Below are 22,569 nucleotides of genomic sequence, written 5' to 3'. Positions count from 1 at the left end.
TGGGGCGCGGCGCCTTGGGCCTCGGCGCCGGCGGGGGCGGCGGGGACTTCAGGGCGGCCAGGGCGGCGAAGGGGGAGGAGGGCGAGACGGCGCTGGTCTTCTGCGCCTTGGGGTCCAGTTTGCGCCGTCGCCACGGGCGCGGTTGACCGGTCGTGGCCGGGCCGGTGGGGGCGTAGTCGAGGGCGCGCAGGATGGCTTCGCCTTCTATGGCGCTCCAGCCCAGGGCGCCCCACAGATCCTCGGGCAGCTGCACGCCGCCGGCCTCGCGCGGGGCGGCGCGCAGGCGTTCGTCCAGGGCCTCCAAGGCCTCCACGGCGACTGAGAACCCGGCGACCGCCCGGTGGCCGTGGGCGGCCAGGCGCCAGGGGGCTGGCATGTCGCCCGGCAGCGGGGAGAGGCCCTCCATCGCGGGGCGCCAGCCGGCCTCGGCGGCGAAGGCCTGGGCGAAGGCCAAGGCCTCGGGCCGCAGGAGGCCCGGCATGAACAGGCTGAAGGCCCCGATGCGCACGCCCAGACCTTTCAGCGCCCGGCGCTCCACCTGACTCAGGGCGGCGACCTCCTCGCGGACATGGGCGCGGTCCAGGACGCCCCCCTGTTCCAGCAGGCGATAGGCGATGCCACGGGGCAGGCCCCTGATGGCGCCCTCGGTCACCGCCGCGTCGAGCTTGCGCAGGGGCGAGAGGCGACGTCCGGCCTCGGCGGCCAGGAAGGCCTCCAGCCGGCGCTGGGCCCGCTCCCGGGCCGCGGCCTCGCCCAGTTCGCCAAACAGCCGCACCCGGGGTGCGAACGGCCGGCCGCCAGACAGCGCCCCCACCGCCTCGCCCCGCCACAGAACCACCCCGTCGGGATTGAGGGCGAAGGCCTCGTCGGGTTCTGCGGCCAACTTGCCCAGCCGACGCGCGATCTCTGGCCCTACGGCGGCGACGGCTGCGGCCCGCAGGGCCTTGGTCTCAAGGATCGAGGCGCCCTGATCGGGCTCGAAACTGACGCCCTGAAGGCGGCCCACATACTGGCCTTCCACGGTCACGGCGCCGTCGCCGCCGACCCCGGCCAACATCTCGTGGCGCACCCGCAGGCCGCGCATCAGGGCGCTGGTGCGGCGGTCGACGAAGCGGGCCATCAGCCGTTCGTGCAGGGTGTCCGACAGCCGGTCCTCCAGCTGGCGCAGCCTGCCCTGCCAGCCGGTGGGATCGACCAGCCAGTCGGGTCGGTGGGCCACATAGGAGAGGGTGCGCACCGACGACAGCCGCTGGGCCAGGGCGTCGATCTCGCCCTCAGGCCGGTCCAGCTGCTTGTGCTGGCGGGCGATCCAGTCGTCGGGGATGCGCCGGCGTCCGGTGGTCAGATTGTCGAACAGGTCACGGATCAGGCGCACATGCTCCTCAGGCGAGACCTTGCGGAAGTCCGGCGTCTGGCAGACGTCCCACAGCTTGAACAGCGCGGCGCGGTCGCGGACCCGGCCGACGACGTCGGGGTCAGCCGCCAGCTTGCGCAGGGTGATCTCGTCCAGGGCCTCCTGGGCCAGCCGCAGGCCCGAGCGATCGGGGGAGCGGGCCAGTGAGCGCAGCAGGTCGGGCAGGGAGTCGAAGTCCAGCTTGGCGTTGCGCCATTCGGCCCCGGTGACGGCCTCGAACTGGTGGTTCTCGACGGCCTCGACCAGGTCCTCGTCCATCTCGTCGCAGTCGCCGGTGACGCCGAAGGTGCCGTCGGTGCGGAACCGGCCAGCGCGGCCGGCGATCTGGCCGATCTCCTGCGGCGTCAGCCAGCGGTTGCGCCGCCCGTCAAACTTGCGCAGGCCCGCAAAGGCCACATGGTCGACATCCATGTTCAGGCCCATGCCGATGGCGTCTGTGGCCACCAGAAAGTCGACCTCGCCCGACTGATAGAGCGCCACCTGGGCGTTGCGGGTCCGGGGGCTGAGCGAGCCCATGACCACGGCGGCCCCGCCCCGCTGGCGGCGGATCAGTTCGGCGATGGCGTAGACCTGGTCGGCGGAGAAGGCGACGATGGCGCTGCGCCGGGGCAGGCGGGTCAGCTTCTTGGAACCCGCATAGGTGAGGTTCGAGAACCGCTCGCGGCTGACGATCTCGGCGTCGGGCAGCATGCGGCGAACCAGCGGCGCCATGGTCGAGGCGCCCAGCAGCATGGTCTCGTACTTGCCGCGCGCATGCAGCAGGCGGTGGGTGAAGACGTGGCCGCGCTCGGGGTCGGCGCAGAGCTGGATCTCGTCCACCGCCAGGTACTCCACCTCCCGCGACAGGGGCATGGCCTCGACGGTGCAGACGAAATAGACCGCCCGCGGCGGGACGATCTTCTCCTCGCCGGTGATCAGGGCGACGGAGCGCGCCCCCCGCAGCTTGACGATGCGGTCATAGATTTCCCGCGCCAGCAGCCGAAGCGGCAGGCCGATCATGCCCGAGGCGTGCCCCAGCATGCGCTCGACGGCCAGATGGGTCTTGCCTGTGTTGGTCGGCCCCAGAACCGCCACCAGGCGGGACGGCGCCGCGCCCGAGGGACGGTCACTCATGCTGGGAAAGTGGGGGCCGAATCGGCGCTGGGCAAGCGGCAGCACGGCGCGCCCGCCAGGGCCCTGGCTGGACCGCTTGCGCAGCGCATCCAGGGGTTGCGGCGCGAGCCTCCGGAAGAAGTCGATTAACTTCCGCCTGTTAACGTCAGGCCATGACGAAGGCTGAGCTGATCGCGGGTCATGCGCGCCCCAGGACGCCTGTGGCGGCCCGGCTGCGCGCCGCCGGACTGCCCGCAATGGCGGCCGGTTGCGCCCTGGGCGGGTGGCTTATCGCGAAGGACGCCTTCGCTGGGGTGGTCATACTGACCGCCGCCCTGGCCCTGCTCGGGATCATCCTCGGCGAGCAGATCGTTCTGGCGCGGTGGGCCGAGGAAATCCTGGGCCAGCCGGCCGGCGACTTGCGCGAGGTCATAGGCATTGCCGCAGCCCGGCTGGAGGCCCTGGATCATCGCACCACCTACACCCATCCGGTCACCGGCCTGCCTACCCGAGAGCCCCTGTGCGAGACCATCGCCGCCGATGTGGCGGCTGGCCCGCCGCCGAGGCTGCTTGGCGTCATTCGCTTCGTAGATTTCGACCGCCTAGCGGGTTTCGACCATGCCCTGGCCAATCGCGCCCTTGAGCAATTCGCCTGCCGCCTGGTGTCCGTAACCCAGGCTGGCCGCCTGGTCGCCCAGGTTGATCGCGACGGTTTCGCCATCTGGTTTGGCGCTGTCGACATCGAGGCCGCGCGGGCGGAGTTTCAGGCCATCGCCTACGTCACCGGCCATGAGATGGAGATCGACGGCGGCCGGATTACGCCTGCGCTGGAGATCAGCGCCGTGTCCTTTCCCCAGCAGGGCAAGGACGGCCTGACCCTGCTGCTTCGGGCCACTGCGGCCCTGTCACGACCTGAAGGCGTCGAGGGGGGTGAAGTCCGGCTTCTGTCGCCGCATACCGCCGAGGCCGCCCGCGAACAGTTCATGCTGGAGCAGGACCTGGCCCAGGCCATCGCGGAGGACCAGCTGACCATGGTCTTCCAGCCAGTGGTCGACCTGGCCGCTGGCCGGATGATGGGCGCCGAGGCCCTGTTGCGATGGGATCACCCCTTGCTGGGCGCGGTCTCGCCTGCGCGGTTCATCCCTGTTGTCGAGGCCCTGGGCCTGAGCGAGCGCTATGGCCTCTGGGTGCTGAACGCCGCCTGCCGTGAGGCCCGCCGTTGGGCCGACGAGGGCGCGGTGGGGATGCGGGTGGCGGTCAACCTCTCGGCGCGCCAGCTCCTTGATCCGGGTCTGAAGACCAAGATCGAGCGCACCCTTGCCCGCCACGGCCTGGGGGCTGAAGCCCTGGAGCTGGAACTGACCGAGACGGCCACCATGGCCGACGCCGAACGCACCTTCCATCTGTTTGGCGAGCTGCGCGCCATGGGCGTCAGCCTGGCGGTGGACGACTTCGGCAGCGGCTATTCCAGCCTGAGCTATCTGAAGAACCTGCCCTTCGACAAACTCAAGATCGACCGGGAATTCGTCGCCCAGATCGACCAGCGACGGGACAGCCGCGCCATCTGCCGAGCCCTGATTGAGCTGGGTCGTGGTCTCGACCTGCTGGTGCTGGCGGAGGGCGTCGAGACCGAGGCCGAGGTCGCCTGCCTTCGCAGCCTGGGCTGTCATGTCTTCCAGGGCTACCACTTCTCAAGGCCGCTGAGCGGCGAGGCCTTCCTCGCCCTGGCGACGGACGCTGAGTGGCGAAAACGCCTGAGCGCCGGGGCCCAAGGGCCGCCCAACACCCGTACCCACAAACACCACGCAGAAGAGCTGACCCTATGACCGCCTTTCTTCCCCGCCGTGAGGTGCGGACCTTGGCCGCCGGCATCATTGTGGCCGCCGCCCTCAGCGGTTGCGCCACGACATCCTCCGAGCCCGAGACGACGGCGCCCGGGTCAGGCGACCGGTCCTGGGGTGAAATGAAGCCCATTCCCAATCCGACAGGCGAGCAACAGGCTGCGCCGGCGGGGGCGCCAGCGCCCGCCCAGTCGCCGCGCCGCGCCGCGCCGACCCCGGCTGCGCCAGCTCCTGCACCCGCGCCCGCCAAGCCCTCGGTGGACAAGACCCGGGCCGGCCAGCTCCGAGCTCAAGGTCTGATGGAGCTTAACCGTGGCGAAGTGCAGAAGGCCGTCAGTCTGCTCCGCCAGGCCCAGCAGCTCGATCCTGACAACGCCCTGATCGCTCGAGATCTTCAGCGGGCCGTACGGATTCAGAGCGCCGTATCCAGTCGTAAGTGACTTTGGCCGGCGACCCCCAACCTCGTCTTAACCTGGCCAGGCTACGTCTACGGGCAAGTTGACCGCGGTGGCGGGCAAGCAACGCCAGGGCGGCGACAGGATGCGTGGGAATCGGGCGATGACTTTGGTCGGTCGTTATGAGCTGGTGGAGCGGATCGGCGAGGGCGCCATGGCCGAGGTCTGGCGCGCCCATGATCCGGGCATCGACCGCGTCCTGGCCATCAAGATTCTGAAGCCGGAATTCCGCCGCATCCCTGAATATGCCGCGCGCTTCCTGCGCGAGGCCAAGGCGGCCGGAGCGCTGGCTCACCCGTCCATCGTCACCATCTATGATGTCGGCGAGGTCGACGGCTATCCCTACATCGCCATGGAGCTCCTGGACGGCGATCCCCTGGATGTCGTGCTGGCGCGAGAAGGCCCACTTGAGGACGAGCGTGTCCTGGCCATCGGGGCGCAACTCGCCGGCGCCCTGAGCTATGCCCACCTCTCAGGGGTGGTCCATCGGGACATCAAGCCCTCCAACATCATGCTCGCCGCGGACGGCCGCTCGATCAAGATTCTCGACTTCGGCATCGCCCGCGTGGCCGAGGCCAGCCGTGAGGAAACCGATCGGGACCATTTGCGCACCCAGATCGGTCAGGTCCTCGGCACGCCGCGATACATGAGTCCTGAACAGGCCCTCGGTCAGGTGGTCGATGGTCGCTCAGATCTGTTTTCCGTGGGCGTGGTGCTTTATGAACTGGTCACCGGTAGGGCGACCTTTTCGGGCTCTAGCGCCGCCACCCTGGCCCTCCAGATCACCCAGCAGAATCCGCCCCCGATCAGCGATCTGGCGCCGGGCTGCGCCGGGGGCTTGCGCTTCATCATCGAAAAGTTGCTGGCCAAGCGGCCGGAGCGCCGCTTCGTGGACGGCGCCGACCTGAAGCGAGCCATTGAGCGCGAGATCAAGGCGCACGAGGCCGTCAACGCCGATGACGCCGCCCGGGGGCGCTATCTGCCGCTGCAGGTCCGCCTGACCCTCGCCATGGTGGCGGTGACGGCGCTCGCCCTGGTGTTCAGCATCAACGCCGTTCTCGATCGCCAATATCGGGCCATGGAACAGATCGCCCTGGCCTCCGGCTCGGCCATCGCCGCCTTCGTCGCCAGCAACGCCGCCCTGCCGGCGGTGGAAAACGCCGCCGCCCCGCCGGCCGAGCGCGACTGGACGCCCATCCAGGCCTTCATCGCCGCGGCCGCCAAGGACCAGTCCGTCCGCTGGATGACCATGGTGGACTCTGAGGGCTATATCCGGGGGGCGAGCGACCCGGACCTTCTGGGTCAGCGCTATGCCGCGCCAGTGGGTGAGAGCGTGGTTCACACGGGCCGCGATGTGGTCGTGACCGACATCGAGCTGGACGCCGATCAGCCGGGCTTCCGCTTCGTCCATCCGATTCTCTACGCCAACCAGCCCTTTGGCCTGATCGAGGTCAGCATCAGCAAGGCCGAGCTTGAGGCCGCCGCGGCGACCTCTCGCAATCTGATGATCGGTCTGGCGGCGGTCATACTGGCGGTCGTGGCGGGCATCAGCTTCACCATGGCGCGCCTGATGACCCTGCCCCTGCGCCGGCTCAAGCAGGGGCTCAGGGACGCGGCCATGGGTGACCTGGACTTCCGCATCTCCCACCGCCGCCGGGACGAATTCGGGGAGCTGTTCGACGGCTTCAACCGCCTGGCCACCGCCCTGCAGGAACGCCTGCTGGCGGCCGAGCGACCGGCTGGACGCCCGCAGGCCGTGGACGCCACCCAGATCATGCCGGTGCTGGCGCCATCGCGCGAACCCCCGCTGATCCGACCTGCGGCTGAGGCCCAGGGCACCCCCTTCGATCCCAGTTGGCGCGCGAGCGGCTAGGCCATGTTCATCTGTCGCCTCTTCCACCACGACCGGCCGTTTGAGCAGATTGAGGCTCGCCTGATCGCCGAGGGCCGGACGACGGTCGGTCGCGATCCCGCCGCCGACTGGTCCCTGGACGACCCGCAGGGGGTGCTTTCGCGCATCCATTGCACCCTGGCGGTCGAAGAGGGGCGCCTGTTCCTCATCGACAGCAGCACCAATGGCACCTTTCTCGCGGGCGGGGCCCGTGCGCCGGCCCGTGAGGCGGTGGAACTCCATCCGCGCCAGAGCGTCAGGCTTGGGGATCTCAGCATTCTGGTCGATCAACCGCAGGGCGCGGCCGCCGATGCGACGACCTTGCACGGCGCCCAGGATCTAAGCCCCACGCCCTTGCCCCACGACTGGTCAGACGCCCAGCCCGCCCCCAGGCCGCACCGGGACGGCTCGCTGATCGAGGCCTTCTGCGAGGGCGCTGGCCTGGACGCCTCGGCCCTGTCGGGCCAGGAACCTCACGAGCTCATGACCCGTATCGGGGTGATCTACCAGCAGACGGTGCTGGGGCTCGCCACCCTCATGGCCGACCGCGCCCGCATGAAGGGCGAGGCCCGGCTCGACCGCACGACTCTCGGCGCCCAGGCCAATAATCCCTTCAAGTGGACCCCGACCCGCAGGCTGGCCCAGGATCTGCTGTGCGGCGCGCCAGCGGGTTTCCTGTCTGACGCCGAGGCGGTTCGCGCCTCGTTCGAGGACTTGGGGCGGCACATGTCGGCCATGGCTCAGGGCGCCAGCGCGGCGGCCAATCTTGCGGTCCAGACCCTGTCGCCGGACGTCATCGACGCCGAGGCCCGCCGCCAAGGGAGCCTGCTAAAGAGCCAGCAGGCCTTGCGATGGGAAATCCTCAACCAGCGCCACGCCGCCCTGACCGCGGCCGAAGACCCGGCCGGCGGCCCGCTGCGCCACGCCTTCGTAGAGGCCTATCGTCTGGCGGCCGGCCAGTCGGACGCCTGAGGCGATGAATGCGCCCCCCAATCTTGACCGGCTCAGATTTCGCTCGGCGGCGCGCAGCCATGCCGGTCTGCGGCGCGGTCTCAATGAAGACCGGCTACTGGATCGGCCCGAGGTGGGCCTCTGGGCTGTGGCCGACGGCATGGGCGGTCACCGCTCGGGAGATGTCGCCGCCAGTCGGGTGGTCGAGGCCCTGGGCGCCCTGGACGCCACTGATTCCGGCTATGGCCGGCTGAACGACCTGGTGCGGGCGGTGTCGGCGGTGAACGCTGAGCTTTTCACGCAGGCCTCAGAGGGACCAGGCGCAGCCCCGAGCGGCGCGACCGTGGTGGCGCTGCTGGCCCACGAGCGGCATTTCGCCTGCGTCTGGGCTGGGGACAGCCGCGCCTACCTGTTGCGCGGGGGCGCTGTGACCCCAATCACCCGTGACCACAGCCTGGTTCAAAGCCTCATCGACGATGGGCGGATCGATGCGGCCGAGCGCCGCCGCCATCCCGAAGCCCATATCATCACCCGCGCCGTGGGGGCCGCCGCCGAAATCGATCTGGACCGCCGTTTCGCGCCGATCCTGCCCGGGGACGTCTTCCTTCTATGTTCCGATGGTCTGACCGCCTGCGTGGAAGATGACGAACTGATGGACTTCATCAATCGGCCCGACCTCGACGCCGCCGCCGAGGCCCTGCTGGCCGTAGCCCTTGAGCGCGGCGCCCCGGACAATGTCAGCTTCGTCCTCGTCGCCGCCGACGCCGCTGACAGGATGACCTAGGGACGGGATTGACCTGATCGCTGCGCGGCTCAGCGGGGAGTCGGGATGACCAGAATGTCCACCTCGGCGAAGCGAAGCAGATCCTGAGATACACTGCCAAGCCAGGCCTGGGAGAGCGCTGTACGCCCCTGCGCGCCCACGACAATGAGTTCGGCCCTGATCCTGGACGCCGCGCCTCGGATCGTCTCGGCCGCCGAAAGCTCAATGTGCTCAACGAGCAGATCAGTGAGATCCAGGCCGGTGGCTGCCGCCAGTTCCTTGAGTTTCGCCAGGGCTGTGGCCGCCTCTTTCAGAAGATAGTCCTTGCGGTGGTCGGCATTGGCCGCCGTGCGGGCCATCAGGCTGTCGGCCGCAGCGAGGTAGGCATGGATCGCAGAGACCTGCGCGCCCCCAAGCAGGCCGAGCGACATGGTCGTCGAAATGGCCCTCTCGGCGTTCTGTGAAAAGTCCGTGGCCAGCAAGACCCGCTCATAGGGCGCGGCAGGCAGACCGTTGGCCATCAGCACCGGCGTGGCGCTCGACCTGATGATCCGCTCGGCCGTCGCGCCGACAAAGATGTTCTTTAGCCGGTCGCGGCGATAGGGGCCCAGAATGATCAGGTCTGCTTCCAGAGTCTGGGCGAGAGCCGGGATCTGTTCGAACGGCTCCCCAAGGGCGAGCTCGGCTTCGCAGCGCAGGCCATCAGACTTCCTCAGACCAAGGGACAGTTTCTCGAGCAAATTCTGAGCTTCGCGGCGCTCGACCTGGATCAGGCTTTCGGCCTGATCATCGTCCACCACGTGGGCCACGACGAGGTCGCAGTCGAACTGCCGGGCCATCAGCGCCCCCCGGCGGATCGCCCGGTCGGCGCGGGCGGAGAAGTCGGTGGCGACCAGGATGCGGCGCATGCGCGAGAGCTCCAGGAACACAGAAACGTCACTTAACTCAGCCAGCGGACCGGCATTGAAGAGGGACATTGCCATGCTCAGGCTTGCCAGGTCCCGCGCCGCACGACTTTTTTTGGGGTCATGGCTTGGTTTGGAGCGGTGCGCCGCCGCCCGAGGTTCTGTTTCTGGAGAGGCTGAATGCTGAACGAGTGGATCGCGGCCTCGGTGTTCAATGAGGTCGCCGCCCTCCTCGTCCTGGCCGCCGGGGTTGGCTCAGTGGGCCTTCTTCTGCGGCAGCCTTTGATCGTCAGCTTCATCGCCGTGGGCATCATCGCCGGGCCCTCGGTGCTGGACGTGGCCCGCTCTTCGGAAGCAATCGACCTGCTGGCCGAACTCGGCATCGCTGTGCTGCTCTTTCTGGTGGGCATCAAGCTCGACGTGAAGCTGGTGCGAAACCTGGGTCCGGTGGCGCTGGCGACCGGGCTCGGCCAGGTGTTGTTCACCTCGGGCTTCGGATTTCTGATTGGCCTCGGCCTGGGACTGGACGTCACGACCAGCCTCTATGTGGCCGTGGCGCTGACCTTCTCCAGCACGATCATCATCGTCAAACTGCTGTCGGACAAACGCGAGCTGGAGACCCTGCACGGACGGATCGCCCTGGGCTTCCTGATCGTCCAGGACATCGTCGTCGTCCTGGCGATGATCGTGCTCTCAGCCGTCGGGGTTGGGGCGGCGGAGGACGCCAGCGCCGCCGATGTATTGAGGGTCTTCGCTGCAGGCGCGGCCATGCTGGGCCTCGTCATCCTGTTTGCGCGGTTCCTGGCCGACCGCCTCACCGAGCGGCTGGCGCGGTCGCCCGAGTTGCTGATCGGATTCGCCATCGCCCTGGCGGCGGCCTTCGCGGCGCTCGGAGAAGGGCTGGGATTTGGCAAGGAGCTGGGCGGACTGCTGGCCGGCGTGGCCCTGGCCTCGACCCCGTTCCGGGACTCGATTTCGGCCAGGCTGGCGCCTCTGCGAGACTTCCTGCTGCTGTTCTTCTTTATCGCCCTGGGGTCGAGCCTGGATCTCGGCGGGCTTGGCGCGAACGGTTTCGGCGCCGTGGTCCTGTCGCTCTTCGTGCTGATCGGCAATCCCCTGATCGTAATCCTGATCATGGCGGTGCTGGGCTACCACCAGCGTACGGGCTTCCTCGCAGGGCTGACGGTGGCCCAGATCAGCGAGTTCTCCCTGATCTTCATGGCCATGGGTGTGACGATCGGCCATGTGACCAATGACGCCCTGGCGCTGGTGACCCTTGTCGGGCTGATCACGATCGCCGCCTCGACCTATATGATCACCTACTCCCATCAGCTCTACCGGATCTGCGAGCCGGCTCTGGCCCTGGTAGGGCGGATGCGGCGACCCGATCCGCGGCATGCCCAGGCGGAGACGGAGGAGGCGGGCGGCGGCTATGACGTGGTCCTGTTCGGGCTTGGGCGCTACGGAGGCGCCCTGGGGCGGGGCCTGGCCGAGGCTGGCTATGAGGTTCTGGGTGTGGATATCAGCCCTGCTTCGGTCCGCGCCTGGCGTGACGACGGCTATGATGGCGTGTTCGGTGATCTCTCCGATCCGGAATTCCTGGGCGGCCTGCCGCTCTCGGGGGTGAACTGGGTCGTCGCCACGGTGCGGATCGAGGCTGACGGGGTGAATCATGCCGACGGGCGCATCGTCCTGATGCAGCATCTGCGGGAGCGAGGCTTCGAAGGGCAGGTCGCCCTGACGTCCAACCGCCCTGAAGAGGTCGACCTGCTGCTGACGGCCGGTGCAGACCTGGTCCTGACGCCCTTTGCTGACGCCGCATCGCACGGCATCGCCGCCATCGAAGCCTTCCGTTCCCCCGGCGACCCTGGCGAGTCTGGCGCGCCTCGACGACGCTGACGTCGCGGACTTCCCCTGAGGCATGATTGACCGAACACGGGTCTTGCCGGACGGTCTGCGGGCTGGCGCCCATGGGCGTTGAAACGAGGGGGCGGGACTGTGTTGCGATCCATGCGCGTTGTGATGCTTGGGCTGGCTGGGCTCTGTCTCTCGGCCTGTGTGGCCGGCGACATCCCCTATGCCGAACTTGAGGCTCGCTATGGGAGCGAGGCCTCGCGCTACATGGACCTGCCTGGGGACCTTCGGGTTCATTACCGCGACGAGGGGAACCCCGAGGCGGAGATCACCCTGGTGATGGTCCATGGCTTCGCCGCCTCGCTGCACGCCTGGGAGCCCTGGGTGGAGAGGCTGGAAGGGGATTATCGGCTGGTCAGCCTGGACCTGCCCGGCCACGGTCTGACCCGCGCGCCGGATGGCTATCAGTCGAGCCCGGAGGGCCAGGTGGCGGTGGTCGACGCGGTCGCCACGCGGCTTGGCCTCCCGCCCTTCGTTCTGGCGGGCAACTCCATGGGCGGCGGGGTCGCCTGGCGCTATGCCCTGGCCCATCCGCAAAAGGTGCGAGGCCTCGTCCTGGTCAACGCCGCCGGCTGGCCGGAGGCGACAGAAGGTGAGGGCGACAGCCGTCCCCTGGTGTTCAAACTGCTGGAGAACCCCGCCGGGCGAATGGTGCTGCGCAACCTCGATCCGCGGCCCCTGGCCGGCCGCGGCCTGCGCCAGGCCTATGGCGACGAGGCCCTCGTCACCCCGGCGCTCATTGACCGCTATGTGGAGCTCGCCCGGGCGCCGGGCCACAGGGCGATCCTGACCGATCCCCGCCGCCGCAGCGCCGATCCGGTGACTCCGGAGACTTTCGCCGCCATCACGGCTCCAACCCTGGTGATGGTCGGCGCGCTCGATCAGGTGATTCCCGCCGCCCGCGGCGCTGGATTCGCCCAGGGCGTTCCAGGATCGCGCCTGATCACCTATGCTGACGGGGGCCATGTGCCGATGGAGCAGTTGCCGGACCGCACGGTCCAGGATCTGCGAACCTTCCTGACCGGTCTGCCGCCGGCCCCCTGAGCGGGCGGGAACGCGGGCAAAACAAACCATGACCGAATCAGCGACAGCGCCCGATTCAGCCTTTGTTCCCTACAAGATATTGTAGTTGCGCAGCTTTTGGACACAAGTCGGAAGGGCCCAGCCCATTTGGCGGCGCTTCTTGCGACACGCCCGCCAGGGAAAGCGACGCACCAGCAGCTTACCTGTCGCTGCGCCTTGACGGCATGGGCGGCTTTCGCCTATATCGCCCGCTCTCTTGTGCGGACCGGTTCCGCGCTTTTTGGTTTCCACGCGAAGGTTGAACACCATGTCGCGCCGTTGCGAACTCACTGGCGTTGGTCCGATGGTCGGGCACAATGTCAGTCACTCGAATATCAAGACCAAGCGCCGGTTCCTGCCGGCCTTGTCTCCGGCCACGCTGCAGTCCGACGCCCTGGGCCAGTCCTTCCGACTGCGCATCAGCAATGCGGCCCTGCGCACCCTCGACTTCCGGGGTGGTCTGGACATTTTTCTGGTCAAGGCCCGTGACGAGCAACTCTCGCCGCGCGCGCTGAAGATCAAGCGTCAACTCAAGGCCAAGCTGGCCGAGACCAAGACCGCCGAAGCCAAGACCGCCGCCTAAGGGCGCCAGTCTGGTGAAGAGGTTGAAAAGGCCGGTCCTTCGGGGCCGGCCTTTTTCGTGGGTTCGCCTTGCGCCGGCCTGAGGCCCTCAGGGCGTCCAGTCGAAGGCCAGCAGAAGCGTGCGCTGACTGGCGCTGAAGTTATCGTCTGACAGGATGTAGATGCGGTAGCCGCCGTCCGGCCTGGGGACGAAGTCCACGCCTTCGAAATTGTCCACGGTCAGCGGCCGGGCCATCTCCATTCGTGCGACCTCGCCGCCCTGGGCCATGATCGACAGCACGATCCGGTTGCCCCGCAGGGGGTCCCAGGCCCGCAGCAGATAGGCGGTCTGGTCTCCGGGCAGGCGGCGCAGGGCCACGAGGCCGAACTCCGGGCCCTTGGCGACCTTGGGCCCCTCGACGCAGGCCATGGCCAGGCGGCACAGCCAGGTCTGACCCGACTCCTCACCGCCGGCCACATAGGCGTCGGCTCCGCGCTCGGGATCGGCGGTCAGGGCCTCCAGTCCGCCATTGAGCGGGAAGTCCGCCTCCGGCGCAGGGACAGGTCGCGGCGCGCCGCCGTCGGCCGGATAGAGCCAGATCCGGGACTGGCGCTCGAAACTCACCAGACGGTCGCCGCTTTCAAGGATCGCCAGACCTTCGGCGTCTGACATCGCCTTATTGGGCAGGGGCTGTCCGTCCAGGCCGCTGAGGGGCTGCAGCGTCACCGCCGTGAACCCCGCCAGACGATCATCTTCGAAGACCAGCTGACCCTCGATCAGGTCGCCCTCGTCGCTGATGGCTGTCAGGCGACCCTGCGCCGTCACCGCCAGGTCGGACAGGCCGTGGAAGCGTGAGGTGTCCGAGGATGACAGCTGGAGCCCCCCGGCGTAGACGAAGCCGCCGATGGCCGCCTGATCGGGCGCCTCGGGGTTCAAGGCGACAGGGACTGTCTGGACCGCGATCGAGGACCCGGCGGCCACCGGCGCGGCGGGCAGGGCGCTGGGGGCGGGGGCGCAGGCGGCGAGCCCCGCCAGGGCGATCAGGACGCCAAGACGGGGCAGGGGGATCATGCCAGAGCTCTCCGGACTTCCTTGAAGGTCGAACCTCGGCCGACGCCTGGACCCGATGGGCCCTGGGTGCTGGGAGGCGGTTGCAACAGGGTCGAGGTGGCGCGGGTGGCCTTGCGGATCTCCTCGTCGAACAGCTCGGCCAGCTGATCGACAATCACCCCGGCCAGCTGCTCCACATCGACGATGGTCACGGCGCGGCGGTAGTAGCGGGTGACATCGTGGCCGATGCCGATGGCGATCAGCTGCACGGGGCTCTTGGTCTCGATCTCCTCGATGACCTCGCGCAGGTGGCGTTCGAGATAGTGGCCGGAGTTCACCGAGAGGGTCGAATCGTCCACCGGCGCGCCGTCGGAGATCACCATCAGGATGCGGCGCTGCTCAGGCCGGCCCATCAGGCGCTGGTGCGCCCACATCAGGGCCTCCCCGTCGATATTCTCCTTCAGCAGGCCCTCGCGCATCATCAGGCCGAGATTGCGCCGCGCCCGGCGCCAGGGAGCGTCGGCGGCCTTGTAGACGATGTGGCGCAGGTCATTCAGCCGGCCAGGCTGGGGCGGCTTGCCGGCCTTCAGCCAGTCCTCACGGCTTGTCCCGCCCTTCCACGCCCGGGTGGTGAAGCCCAGGATCTCCGTCTTGACGCCGCACCGCTCGAGGGTGCGGGCCAGGATGTCGGCGCAGACGGCGGCGACCATGATCGGGCGTCCGCGCATGGAGCCGGAATTGTCGATCAGGATGGTGACCACGGTGTCGCGGAACTCGGTGTCCTTCTCTTCCTTGAAGGAGAGCGGCGCCGTGGGATCAATGATCACCCGGGTCAGCCGGGCGACGTCCAGAATCCCCTCCTCCAGGTCGAAGGACCAGGTGCGGTTCTGCTGGGCCATCAGCTTGCGTTGCAGCTTGTTGGCCAGGCGGGAGACGACGGTGGACAGGCTGGCCAGCTGCTGATCCAGATAGGCCCGCAGGCGTCCCAGCTCTTCGGCTTCGCACAACTCTTCGGCCGCGACGATCTCGTCATGGGCGCTGGAGAACACCTTGTAGGTGGGGATGCGAGCATCGGCCCGCGGGTCGGGACGGGAGGGCTGCTCGCCTTCGCCCATATCCGGCTGTTCGTCGGTGTCCTCGGCGTCGGGGTCGTCCTCGGCCGACATCATCTGGCTGTCGGTCTCTTCGCTTTCGCGATGGGTCGCCTCGCTGTCGTCCATGGCGGTCTGCTGCGGGGACTGATCCTCGCCTTCGCCGCCGTCCTGGTCCTCGGCCGATTCCGACTCCGCGTCCTCGCCGCCCTCCTCGTCCTCGTCCGGCTGCTCTGGCGCATCCGACAGGTCATCGCCCATGGACAGGTCGCGCAGGATGGCCTTGGCCACCTTGCCGAAGGCCTTCTGGTCCTGGAGGCTGGCGGCCAGCTTGTCGAGGTCGGGCCCCGCCTTGGCCTCGATCTCGGCGCGGAATAGATCCACCAGCGGCCGGGCCGCTGGCGGCGGCGCCTCGCCGGTCAGGCGCTCGCGCACCATCAGCGAGACGATCTCGTCCATGGGCGGATTGGCCTGGGCCTCGATCGGATTGAACGGCTTCTTCGCCCACGTCTGGTCCAGGGCCGCGCGCAGGTTCTCCCGCACGCCGCCGAGGGCGTTGGCGCCGATGGCCTGGGTCCTGGCCTGCTCGATGGCGTCATAGATGGGTCCGCCCTCGGCCGACTGCGGTCGGCCCTTGGCGTGGGCGGCGGCGTCATGGTGGGCCAGCCTCAGGGCCATCTGGTCGGCGATGCCCCGCATGCGCGCGGCGTCTTCCGGGCCCAGGTCCCGCGGCGGGTGGGGCAGGATCGCGCGGTTGCCCTGTAGCTGGGGACCTTCGCCAGAAAAGACGATCTCGAGGTCGGGGGACTCAGCCAGCGAGCGGGCGGCGTTCGCCAGGGCGCGCTTGAACGGCTCGACGGGGCTTTCGGGGGGGGACTTGGCCATCACCTTCTAGATAAGGCGCCGCAAGGCCCGGGGGGAAGGGGAAGATATTCTAAGGCCACGCTTCGGAACGGTGTTCAGGGCGCCGCGTTCTCATGGGCACACACCTGGCTGTTCTGGAGGCGACCCCATGCTGAAATGGGCACTGATTTTTGCGCTGATCGCCCTTGTGGCCGGCGCCCTTGGCTTCGGCGGCATCGCTGGCGCAGCCGCAGGCATCGCCAAGATCCTGTTCTTCATCTTCCTCATCGGCTTCGTGATCTTCCTGGTTCTGGGGGTCATGGCCGGCAAGAAGATCACCGGCGGCTAGCGCCGCCGCATAGACGCGATACGCAGACGAAACGACGACGGCCGCCGCTCAAACCTGAGCGGCGGCCGTTTTCATGTGTCCTGGATTGGCGTTCAGGGCTGGCGGCTGGCGAGCCAGGCCGCGCCCTGGGAGTCCACCAGGCTGGCGATGTCGCCCATGGCCAGATTCACATCGATCAGGTGAAGGCCCCAATCCTTGGCGATCACGCCGTTCTGGATCACATCGCCGGCTATGGTGTCCGTGCGCGGATCGGCCGGGTCGGCGTTCACGGTGACGGCCAGATAGTGGAAGCCGTCCTGACGAACGCATTCACCGCTGAGCAGGCCCGGGACCGAGACGAAGGGCGTTGTGATCGCCGGCCCGTCCTTGACCCAGGGCTGGGGTTCCTCCGATGAGCCCAGCAGGTTGCCGGAACTGGCCAGATAGGCGTGCAGGTCGGCCTTGCCTCCGGCCAGGGCGGCCGGGTTCACGCAGGCGGCTTCCATGTTCGTGGCCTGAGCCGGAGCGACGCCGAACCGGGAATTGGCCGGGGGCGGGGCCTCGGCGCGGAAGCTGACATAGGCCACAGCGCAGCCGGTCTGGTCGGCGGCTTCACAAAGGGGGATCGACTTGAAGGTCCCCGTCTTGCCGCCCTTGTCCACCGGAAGATTGGTCCCGATCAGGAAGGCCGAAACCAACTTGTCCTGGACGGGCTTGCCGTCAATCTCGTTGGCGATCAGCTGGGTCAGGATGCCCGCGCCCTGGCTGTGGCCGATCAGGACGACGCCGCGACCGTCGTTCTCATGGGCCAGGTAGTGGTTCCAGGCGTCCACAACGTCGAGATAACCGGTGTTAGGGCGGGGGCCGCCTGCGGGTAGAGCGCCGCCGGTCACCAGGGCGCGCAGGGCGGTCAGGGTGAACTGGCGATAGAGGGGCGCATAGACCCGGCACTTGGCGCCCAGGCGGGCGAGCTGTTGCTCGACGACGCGGCGCTCCTCGGCGTTGGCGGTCATGTCGCTCAGCACGCCCGGATCGTTGGATACCGTCGGATAGACATAGAAGCAGTCCACCGGCGCCTTGGCGTCGACCGCCCAGGTCTCCACCGAGGCCGCGCCATCAGCCTGGATCACCGTGGTGGTGTTGTCGCCGGCGCAGGCGTCGTCGCGGCCGGGCCAGCAGAGCCAGCTGGCCTTGTCGGCATAGTCGTTCTTGGCGAGCACGGAGCCCTGAGGCTGGGCCTGAGGCTGGGCTTGGGCCTGCCAGACCCCGGCGGCCAGGGCCAGCGCCCCCGTCGTCGCCGTCAATACGGCGAGCATCTTCCTGGACATGTTTTCCCCACGCGCAAATTGGTTTGCATTAATGGGCCGGACCATCGCCCAGGGCGCCTCGCAGGTCCAGAGCCCAGGCTGGGGTGTTCGCCAGGGCCAGACCTAGAAATACATCTGTATAGAGATCAAGACTCGACGCGCGGGCCACGTTTGCGGACGGTGGCGGCCAGTTGTCGCAAATGCGACATTGCAACGTCATAAATCCTTCACAAGCGGCCAAACCCGTGAGAGCCTTTCCTCAAGTCGAGGCGTAAGTCCCGCGATAAGTGGAGGAAACCATGAGAGTTCTTGTTCTGGCCGCGGCCGCCGCAGCCCTGTTCGCCGGATCCGTCCAGGCGGCCCAGCCGACCCACGCCCAGGACGCGGCGCGGGACGCCGCCGCCCGGGAGGCCGTCAATGGCAAGGCTGAGCGGGTGGTCTATGTCTGCGACCGCTCCGAGCTGACCCGCCGCGCCTTCGCCCGGGAGCACGGGGAGGTGAAGTTTGTCACCGCCGAGCAGGCGCTGACCGGCGCGACCGACGACTGGTCGGCCCCGCGCTGCATCAGCGAGGTGGAAGGGGCCAAGCTCAGCGCCATGCTGGGCCGCTAAACCCACGCTGAGCGCTTCTGAAACGAAAAACGGCGGCCCGCAAAGGCCGCCGTTTCCATGTCTGCAAGGGGAGGGGCTGCTAGGCCACCCGCACCCGGGCCGTGCTTTCGGGCAGGTCCTGGCCGAAGGCGCGCTGGAAGAATTCGGCGACGGTGCCGCGCTCCAGCTCGTCGCATTTGTTCAGGAAGGTCATGCGGAAGGCGAGCGCCACGTCGCCGCCGAAGATCTCGGTGTTCTGCGCCCAGGTGATCACCGTCCGCGGGCTCATGACCGTGGAGATGTCGCCGTTCATGAAGGCGTTGCGGGTCATGTCGGCGACCCGGACCATGGCGTTGATCGTCCGGCGGCCTTCGGCGGTGTCATAGTTGGGCGACTTGGCCAGCACGATCTCGGCTTCGGCGTCGTGGTCGAGATAGTTGAGCGTGGTGACGATGGACCAGCGATCCATCTGGCCCTGATTGATCTGCTGGGTGCCGTGATAGAGGCCCGTCGTGTCCCCGAGACCAATGGTGTTGGTGGTGGCGAACAGGCGGAAATAGGGATTGGGGCGGATCACGCGGTTCTGGTCGAGCAGGGTCAGCTTGCCCTGGGCTTCCAGGATGCGCTGGATAACGAACATCACGTCAGGCCGGCCGGCGTCATATTCGTCGAACACCAGGGCGATCGGACGCTGCAGCGACCAGGGCAGGATGCCTTCGCGGAATTCGGTGACCTGCTTGCCTTCCTTCAGGACGATGGCGTCCTTGCCGACCAGGTCGATGCGGCTGACATGGCTGTCGAGGTTGACCCGGATCAGCGGCCAGTTGAGGCGGGCGGCGACCTGCTCGATATGGGTCGACTTGCCCGTGCCATGGTAGCCTTGGATCATCACCCGGCGGTCATAGGCGAAGCCTGCGCAGATCGCCTTGGTGGTCTCAGGATCGAACCGGTAGGTGTCGTCGATCTCCGGGACATGGCTGTCGCGGTGCGAGAAGGCCGGCACGGTCATGTCCATGTCGACGCCGAAAGTCTCGCGTACGGAGACCTTCTTGTCGGGGACAAGGGTCAGCAGGTCATCGTCGTGGGTCTGGGAAATCGTGCTCATGACGAGGTTCGCATACAGGGTTACGTCCGCAAAGCAAACGTGTGTTTCATAGGCTGCCGATCAAAAACAATCAGGAGACGCCGGCGCCATGTTGGACAGGGTTCATACGAACAATTCGAAGCTCCAGGTGGAGCCGACCGCTTCGGGATTCGGCGCCGTCGTCACCGGCCTGGACCTGACCTCACCCCTGAATGAGGCGACCATGGACGCGGTTCGCCAGGCCTGGGCCGACCATGGGGTGCTGAGCTTTCCAGGCCAGCCGCTCAGCCTTGACCAGCTTGAGGCGGTGACTCTGCAGTTTGGTCCCTTTGGCGTCGATCCCTTCATCGCCCCCATGCCCGGCAGGCCCAATGTGCTGGAGCTGCGGCGTGAGCCCGATGAAAAGGCGACCAATTTCGGCGCCGGCTGGCATTCCGACTGGAGCTTTCAGCCCGCGCCCCCGGCCGCCACCCTGCTGCATGGTCAGGTGATCCCGCCGGTGGGCGGAGACACCTTGTTCGCCGACTGCGCCGGCGCCTATCGCGCCCTGTCGTCGGTCATGCAGGAGATGCTGGCGCCCCTGCGGGCCATTCACAGCGCTGGCCGCGCCTATGGGACGAAGGGCGTCTTCGCCCGGGAGACCGAGCAGCGGACGATGCAGATCATCGTCTCTGAGGAAGCCGACAAGACCCACACCCATCCGCTGGTGCGCACCCATCCGGTGACGGGGGAGAAGGCCCTGTTCGTCAGCCCGGTCTACACCCTGGGGATTGAAGGCATGACGCCAGCCGAAAGCCAGGCGATCCTCGGCTTTCTGTTTGGCCACATGACCCAGCCTGAATTCATTTTCCGCCATCGCTGGGCCCGGGACACCCTGTTGATCTGGGACAACCGCCGCACGGTTCACCTGGCCGAGGGCGGCTATGACGGCCACCTGCGGGTCATGCACCGGACGACGGTGGCCGGTGAGGTTCCGGTCTAGAGCAGTTGGCGCGCGTTCTGACCTTCAAGCCGGGCTTCGCCTCTAGGGAACGCGCTCTAGCGGCGTTTCCGATTGGTCTCCGCCTCGGCGCGCCGCCAGGGCCAGCGGCCCTGGATCTCGGTTTCCAGGGCGAAGCTGAGGAAGGTCCGGATCAGCACGATGGCCGCCAGGGGGCCAACCCGTTCAAAGCTCAAGGGCTCGACGACTGTGGCGATAATGTCGGCCACGACCAGAAGCTCGAGTCCCAGGAGAATCCCTCGGCCAAGATTGGCGCGGTAGTGATCGAAGGCGTCGCGCCAGTCGTGACCCTTGACCCCCTGGGTGACAAAAAGCCCGCTGGCGGCGAAGACCGCAGTGACCAGAACGATGATGGAGAAGACCTGGAGCGCGGCCGCGGCGATGACGACCAGGCTGTGGATATCCGACGACATGGAGGGCTCCCTGGAGCTGATCTCCTCTAGCGGATGACCGTACGCCCCTGTTCCCCCATGCGGCTTGCAGACCAGCCCGTAGGGCCGAGAGGCGGCGCCTCAGGTAGACGAAGTCCAGGCAAAGGCTGGTCCCCCTCAGATCTCGCCGCTCACATAGTGGTCGAGGGTGCGGGCGAGACCCGCGCAAAGCTCTCGCCGCTGCTGGTCGTCCAGGAGAAAGTCCTCATGGATCATGCGGTTCATGGTGGCGCCCATCATGACGCAGGACAGGAGCCGTGCGCGAACAGCGGCGTCCTTGTCCCCCAACCAGTCCTGGAGGGGCTGAAAGAAGGCCTGTTGTGAGTGGATGCGGATTGTCTCGGCCGCCTTGGGCGAAGACACCGAGCGCAGCATGATGAGGAAGAGCTCGAACTTCTCCTCCCGCATCGGCTCAACGGCGAGGACCTGAGCCACCCGTTCTCCGAAGCCCTCGCGGTCTCCTTCAAGAAATTCGGCGATATTCGGGCTGCAGGCGAGGACTTCGGCGAACAGCTCGTCCTTGCCGCCGAAGTAGCGTGAGATCAGCGCGGCATCGACCCCAGCATCGCCCGCAATGTCCCGCAGGCCGGTCTGGTCATAGCCCTCATGAGCGAAGCGACGCCGGGCAGCCTCCAGGATGGCGGTCCGCGTCGCCGCAGCGTTGCGGGTCCGAACAGGCGATAGGGGCGGGCTCAAGGGCGGTCCTCCAGTTTTTTTTGTCAACACTTGTGGACATAGAAGCGCTTCCCCACCTAGAAGTCACCAACTGATGACATGGCTCGGTCTCGCCACCGGGCGCGCTAGCCTCGGGGATAGGGCATGCGACGACTCTTTGTGACTGCGGTGTGCGCAGTGAGTATTTTTGGTCTGGCCGCCTGCGGCGGGGACGCAAACCCGGGACAGGGGATGCCGACGCCAACGGTGTCGGTGGCCGTTCCGTTGCAGGAGGAGGTCGTCGATTGGGACGACTTCACCGGTCGCTTCGAGGCGCCGGAACGCGTCGAGGTCCGCGCCCGGGTGGGCGGCTATCTTCAGGGTGTCCATTTCACCGACGGTCAGACCGTCCGTAAGGGCCAGCTGTTGTTCACCCTGGACCCGCGTCCGGCGCAGGCCGCGCTGGCCGCAGCCCAGGCCCAGGCCGACCTGGCCCGCGCTGACCTCAACCGCGCAGAAGGGTTGCTGGAGGCTCAGGCCATCTCGCAGGAAGAGTTCGACAGCCGCCGGGCTCAGGCCCAGGTCGCCGAGGCGACCCTCCGGGCCCGCCGGCTTGACATGGAGTTCACCCGGGTCACCGCGCCGGTGTCGGGCGTGGTGTCCCAACGCCAGGTGGACGCCGGCAATGTGGTTAGCGGCGGCGCCTCTTCGGGCGACATCCTCACCACTATCGTCTCGATCAGCCCGATCCACTTCGCCTTCGACGCCTCCGAAGCTCAGCTGTTGAAATACCAGCGTCAGGTGGAACAGCGCCAGGGGGCTCAGGTGCAGGTGCGTCTGCAGGACGAGACCGAGCGCCGCTGGACGGGTCGACTGGACTTTGTCGACACCCTGGTGGACCGGGACACCGGCGCCGTGCGCCTGCGGGCCACCATCGCCAATCCCAACGGCTTCCTGAAGCCTGGCATGTTCGGCCAGGGGCGGATGGTCGGGGCGGACGCCTACCCAGCGCTGTTGATCCCCGAGACCGCCATCATCACCGATGGGGTGCGCCGGGTGGCCTATGTGGTCGACGCCGAGGGGACGGTCCAGGTCAAGGCCCTGGAGCTTGGCCCAGCCAGCGACGGCCTGCGGGTCGTGCGTACCGGCCTGCGGCCTGACGACCAGGTGGTCGTTGGAGGTCAGCAGCGCGCCATGCCCGGCCAGAAGGTCGAGGTGACCCCCGGCAAGATCGCACGGCAGGATGTCAGCGGGACTGATCAGCCCCGCCTGACCTCCGCCCCGGCGGCTTCGGCCAGCCCCGCGAACTGATCGCCCCTCTTTCCGACCGCATTTCCGGGA

20 protein-coding genes are annotated in these 22,569 nt (G+C 67.8%); 12 read left to right on the top strand and 8 right to left on the bottom strand.

Annotated features, from left to right (window positions below; genetic code table 11):
• Positions 1–2,527: helicase-related protein (locus Q8K84_RS15195; RefSeq protein WP_305283558.1), on the bottom strand; the 2,527-nt coding region annotated here is incomplete at its 3' end.
• Between the two features lie 152 nt (positions 2,528–2,679).
• Here Q8K84_RS15195 and Q8K84_RS15190 point away from each other — a divergent pair.
• From Q8K84_RS15190 to Q8K84_RS15170, 5 genes are all read left to right on the top strand, one after another.
• Complete coding sequence (locus Q8K84_RS15190) at positions 2,680–4,332, top strand: bifunctional diguanylate cyclase/phosphodiesterase (protein WP_305283557.1); 1,653 nt, start codon at positions 2,680–2,682, stop codon at positions 4,330–4,332.
• A complete protein-coding gene (locus tag Q8K84_RS15185; protein WP_305283556.1) occupies positions 4,329–4,787 on the top strand; it encodes a hypothetical protein in 459 nt (152 codons plus the stop codon). The genes Q8K84_RS15190 and Q8K84_RS15185 overlap by 4 nt, the downstream gene beginning before the upstream one ends.
• 118 nt (positions 4,788–4,905) lie before the next feature.
• Positions 4,906–6,675 (top strand): protein kinase, encoded by a 1,770-nt coding sequence (locus tag Q8K84_RS15180; RefSeq protein WP_305283555.1) that lies wholly within the window; start codon positions 4,906–4,908, stop codon positions 6,673–6,675.
• 3 nt (positions 6,676–6,678) lie between these two features.
• Positions 6,679–7,665 carry a type VI secretion system-associated FHA domain protein gene (locus tag Q8K84_RS15175; RefSeq protein ID WP_305283554.1) on the top strand — a complete coding sequence of 329 codons (987 nt, stop codon included), beginning with the start codon at positions 6,679–6,681 and terminating at the stop codon, positions 7,663–7,665.
• 4 nt (positions 7,666–7,669) lie between these two features.
• Complete coding sequence (locus tag Q8K84_RS15170; protein WP_305283553.1) at positions 7,670–8,428, top strand: PP2C family serine/threonine-protein phosphatase; 759 nt, start codon at positions 7,670–7,672, stop codon at positions 8,426–8,428.
• Positions 8,429–8,457: 29 nt separating this feature from the next.
• Here the strand turns inward: Q8K84_RS15170 and Q8K84_RS15165 are convergent, their stop codons facing one another.
• Positions 8,458–9,384: a universal stress protein gene (locus tag Q8K84_RS15165; RefSeq protein ID WP_305283552.1), complete on the bottom strand. Its 927-nt coding sequence runs from the start codon at positions 9,382–9,384 to the stop codon at positions 8,458–8,460.
• Between the two features lie 108 nt (positions 9,385–9,492).
• Here Q8K84_RS15165 and Q8K84_RS15160 point away from each other — a divergent pair, with 108 nt between their 5' ends.
• The 3 genes from Q8K84_RS15160 to rpmB all read left to right on the top strand — a co-directional run bounded on the left by Q8K84_RS15160 (position 9,493) and on the right by rpmB (position 12,871).
• Positions 9,493–11,211, top strand: coding sequence for a cation:proton antiporter (locus Q8K84_RS15160; protein WP_305283551.1), 1,719 nt, complete (start codon positions 9,493–9,495; stop codon positions 11,209–11,211).
• A gap of 111 nt (positions 11,212–11,322) precedes the next feature.
• On the top strand, positions 11,323–12,270 hold the full coding sequence (locus tag Q8K84_RS15155) for an alpha/beta fold hydrolase (RefSeq protein ID WP_305283550.1): 948 nt from the start codon (positions 11,323–11,325) through the stop codon (positions 12,268–12,270).
• Positions 12,271–12,556: 286 nt separating this feature from the next.
• Positions 12,557–12,871, top strand: coding sequence for a 50S ribosomal protein L28 (gene rpmB / locus Q8K84_RS15150; RefSeq protein WP_305283549.1), 315 nt, complete (start codon positions 12,557–12,559; stop codon positions 12,869–12,871).
• Between the two features lie 87 nt (positions 12,872–12,958).
• Here rpmB and Q8K84_RS15145 read toward each other — a convergent pair whose 3' ends face one another.
• Positions 12,959–13,921, bottom strand: a complete 963-nt coding sequence (locus tag Q8K84_RS15145; protein ID WP_305283548.1) for an esterase-like activity of phytase family protein — start codon at positions 13,919–13,921, stop codon at positions 12,959–12,961.
• The gene (gene cobT / locus Q8K84_RS15140; protein ID WP_305283547.1) at positions 13,918–15,876 is read right to left on the bottom strand and encodes a cobaltochelatase subunit CobT; all 1,959 of its coding nucleotides are present in this window, start codon (positions 15,874–15,876) and stop codon (positions 13,918–13,920) included. The genes Q8K84_RS15145 and cobT overlap by 4 nt, the downstream gene beginning before the upstream one ends.
• 127 nt (positions 15,877–16,003) lie before the next feature.
• Here cobT and Q8K84_RS15135 point away from each other — a divergent pair, with 127 nt between their 5' ends.
• A complete protein-coding gene (locus Q8K84_RS15135; protein WP_296568703.1) occupies positions 16,004–16,183 on the top strand; it encodes a DUF1328 domain-containing protein in 180 nt (59 codons plus the stop codon).
• A 92-nt stretch (positions 16,184–16,275) separates the two neighbouring features.
• On the opposite strand, the gene Q8K84_RS15130 is transcribed toward Q8K84_RS15135, so the two are convergent.
• Entirely contained in the window at positions 16,276–17,490 is a 1,215-nt protein-coding gene (locus tag Q8K84_RS15130) for a DUF3089 domain-containing protein (RefSeq protein ID WP_305283545.1), read from the bottom strand.
• A gap of 278 nt (positions 17,491–17,768) precedes the next feature.
• Here Q8K84_RS15130 and Q8K84_RS15125 point away from each other — a divergent pair, with 278 nt between their 5' ends.
• Positions 17,769–18,080, top strand: a complete 312-nt coding sequence (locus Q8K84_RS15125) for a hypothetical protein (protein ID WP_305283544.1) — start codon at positions 17,769–17,771, stop codon at positions 18,078–18,080.
• 79 nt (positions 18,081–18,159) lie between these two features.
• Here Q8K84_RS15125 and cobS read toward each other — a convergent pair whose 3' ends face one another.
• On the bottom strand, positions 18,160–19,164 hold the full coding sequence (gene cobS, locus Q8K84_RS15120) for a cobaltochelatase subunit CobS (RefSeq protein ID WP_305283543.1): 1,005 nt from the start codon (positions 19,162–19,164) through the stop codon (positions 18,160–18,162).
• Positions 19,165–19,252: 88 nt separating this feature from the next.
• Here cobS and Q8K84_RS15115 point away from each other — a divergent pair, with 88 nt between their 5' ends.
• The gene (locus Q8K84_RS15115) at positions 19,253–20,125 is read left to right on the top strand and encodes a TauD/TfdA family dioxygenase (protein WP_305283542.1); all 873 of its coding nucleotides are present in this window, start codon (positions 19,253–19,255) and stop codon (positions 20,123–20,125) included.
• 56 nt (positions 20,126–20,181) lie between these two features.
• On the opposite strand, the gene Q8K84_RS15110 is transcribed toward Q8K84_RS15115, so the two are convergent.
• Positions 20,182–20,556, bottom strand: coding sequence for a DUF1622 domain-containing protein (locus Q8K84_RS15110; protein WP_305283541.1), 375 nt, complete (start codon positions 20,554–20,556; stop codon positions 20,182–20,184).
• Between the two features lie 135 nt (positions 20,557–20,691).
• On the bottom strand, positions 20,692–21,270 hold the full coding sequence (locus Q8K84_RS15105; protein ID WP_305283540.1) for a TetR/AcrR family transcriptional regulator: 579 nt from the start codon (positions 21,268–21,270) through the stop codon (positions 20,692–20,694).
• Positions 21,271–21,393: 123 nt separating this feature from the next.
• Between Q8K84_RS15105 and Q8K84_RS15100 the strand changes: the two genes are divergently transcribed.
• Entirely contained in the window at positions 21,394–22,539 is a 1,146-nt protein-coding gene (locus tag Q8K84_RS15100) for an efflux RND transporter periplasmic adaptor subunit (RefSeq protein WP_305283539.1), read from the top strand.
• Positions 22,540–22,569 lie beyond the last annotated feature (30 nt).

This window comes from Phenylobacterium sp. (assembly GCF_030679875.1).
GTDB lineage: Bacteria > Pseudomonadota > Alphaproteobacteria > Caulobacterales > Caulobacteraceae > Phenylobacterium.
Note: the sequence above shows the minus strand (reverse complement) of the source record. Positions and strands in the feature narration are given on the sequence as shown.

Coding starts and splice junctions, on each gene's coding strand:
- Q8K84_RS15190 (WP_305283557.1), top strand. CDS start 2,680: ATGACGAAGGCTGAGCTGATCGCGGGTCATGCGCGCCCCAGGACGCCT.
- Q8K84_RS15185 (WP_305283556.1), top strand. CDS start 4,329: ATGACCGCCTTTCTTCCCCGCCGTGAGGTGCGGACCTTGGCCGCCGGC.
- Q8K84_RS15180 (WP_305283555.1), top strand. CDS start 4,906: ATGACTTTGGTCGGTCGTTATGAGCTGGTGGAGCGGATCGGCGAGGGC.
- Q8K84_RS15175 (WP_305283554.1), top strand. CDS start 6,679: ATGTTCATCTGTCGCCTCTTCCACCACGACCGGCCGTTTGAGCAGATT.
- Q8K84_RS15170 (WP_305283553.1), top strand. CDS start 7,670: ATGAATGCGCCCCCCAATCTTGACCGGCTCAGATTTCGCTCGGCGGCG.
- Q8K84_RS15165 (WP_305283552.1), bottom strand. CDS start 9,384: ATGTCCCTCTTCAATGCCGGTCCGCTGGCTGAGTTAAGTGACGTTTCT.
- Q8K84_RS15160 (WP_305283551.1), top strand. CDS start 9,493: ATGCTGAACGAGTGGATCGCGGCCTCGGTGTTCAATGAGGTCGCCGCC.
- Q8K84_RS15155 (WP_305283550.1), top strand. CDS start 11,323: ATGCGCGTTGTGATGCTTGGGCTGGCTGGGCTCTGTCTCTCGGCCTGT.
- rpmB (WP_305283549.1), top strand. CDS start 12,557: ATGTCGCGCCGTTGCGAACTCACTGGCGTTGGTCCGATGGTCGGGCAC.
- Q8K84_RS15145 (WP_305283548.1), bottom strand. CDS start 13,921: ATGATCCCCCTGCCCCGTCTTGGCGTCCTGATCGCCCTGGCGGGGCTC.
- cobT (WP_305283547.1), bottom strand. CDS start 15,876: ATGGCCAAGTCCCCCCCCGAAAGCCCCGTCGAGCCGTTCAAGCGCGCC.
- Q8K84_RS15135 (WP_296568703.1), top strand. CDS start 16,004: ATGCTGAAATGGGCACTGATTTTTGCGCTGATCGCCCTTGTGGCCGGC.
- Q8K84_RS15130 (WP_305283545.1), bottom strand. CDS start 17,490: ATGTCCAGGAAGATGCTCGCCGTATTGACGGCGACGACGGGGGCGCTG.
- Q8K84_RS15125 (WP_305283544.1), top strand. CDS start 17,769: ATGAGAGTTCTTGTTCTGGCCGCGGCCGCCGCAGCCCTGTTCGCCGGA.
- cobS (WP_305283543.1), bottom strand. CDS start 19,164: ATGAGCACGATTTCCCAGACCCACGACGATGACCTGCTGACCCTTGTC.
- Q8K84_RS15115 (WP_305283542.1), top strand. CDS start 19,253: ATGTTGGACAGGGTTCATACGAACAATTCGAAGCTCCAGGTGGAGCCG.
- Q8K84_RS15110 (WP_305283541.1), bottom strand. CDS start 20,556: ATGTCGTCGGATATCCACAGCCTGGTCGTCATCGCCGCGGCCGCGCTC.
- Q8K84_RS15100 (WP_305283539.1), top strand. CDS start 21,394: ATGCGACGACTCTTTGTGACTGCGGTGTGCGCAGTGAGTATTTTTGGT.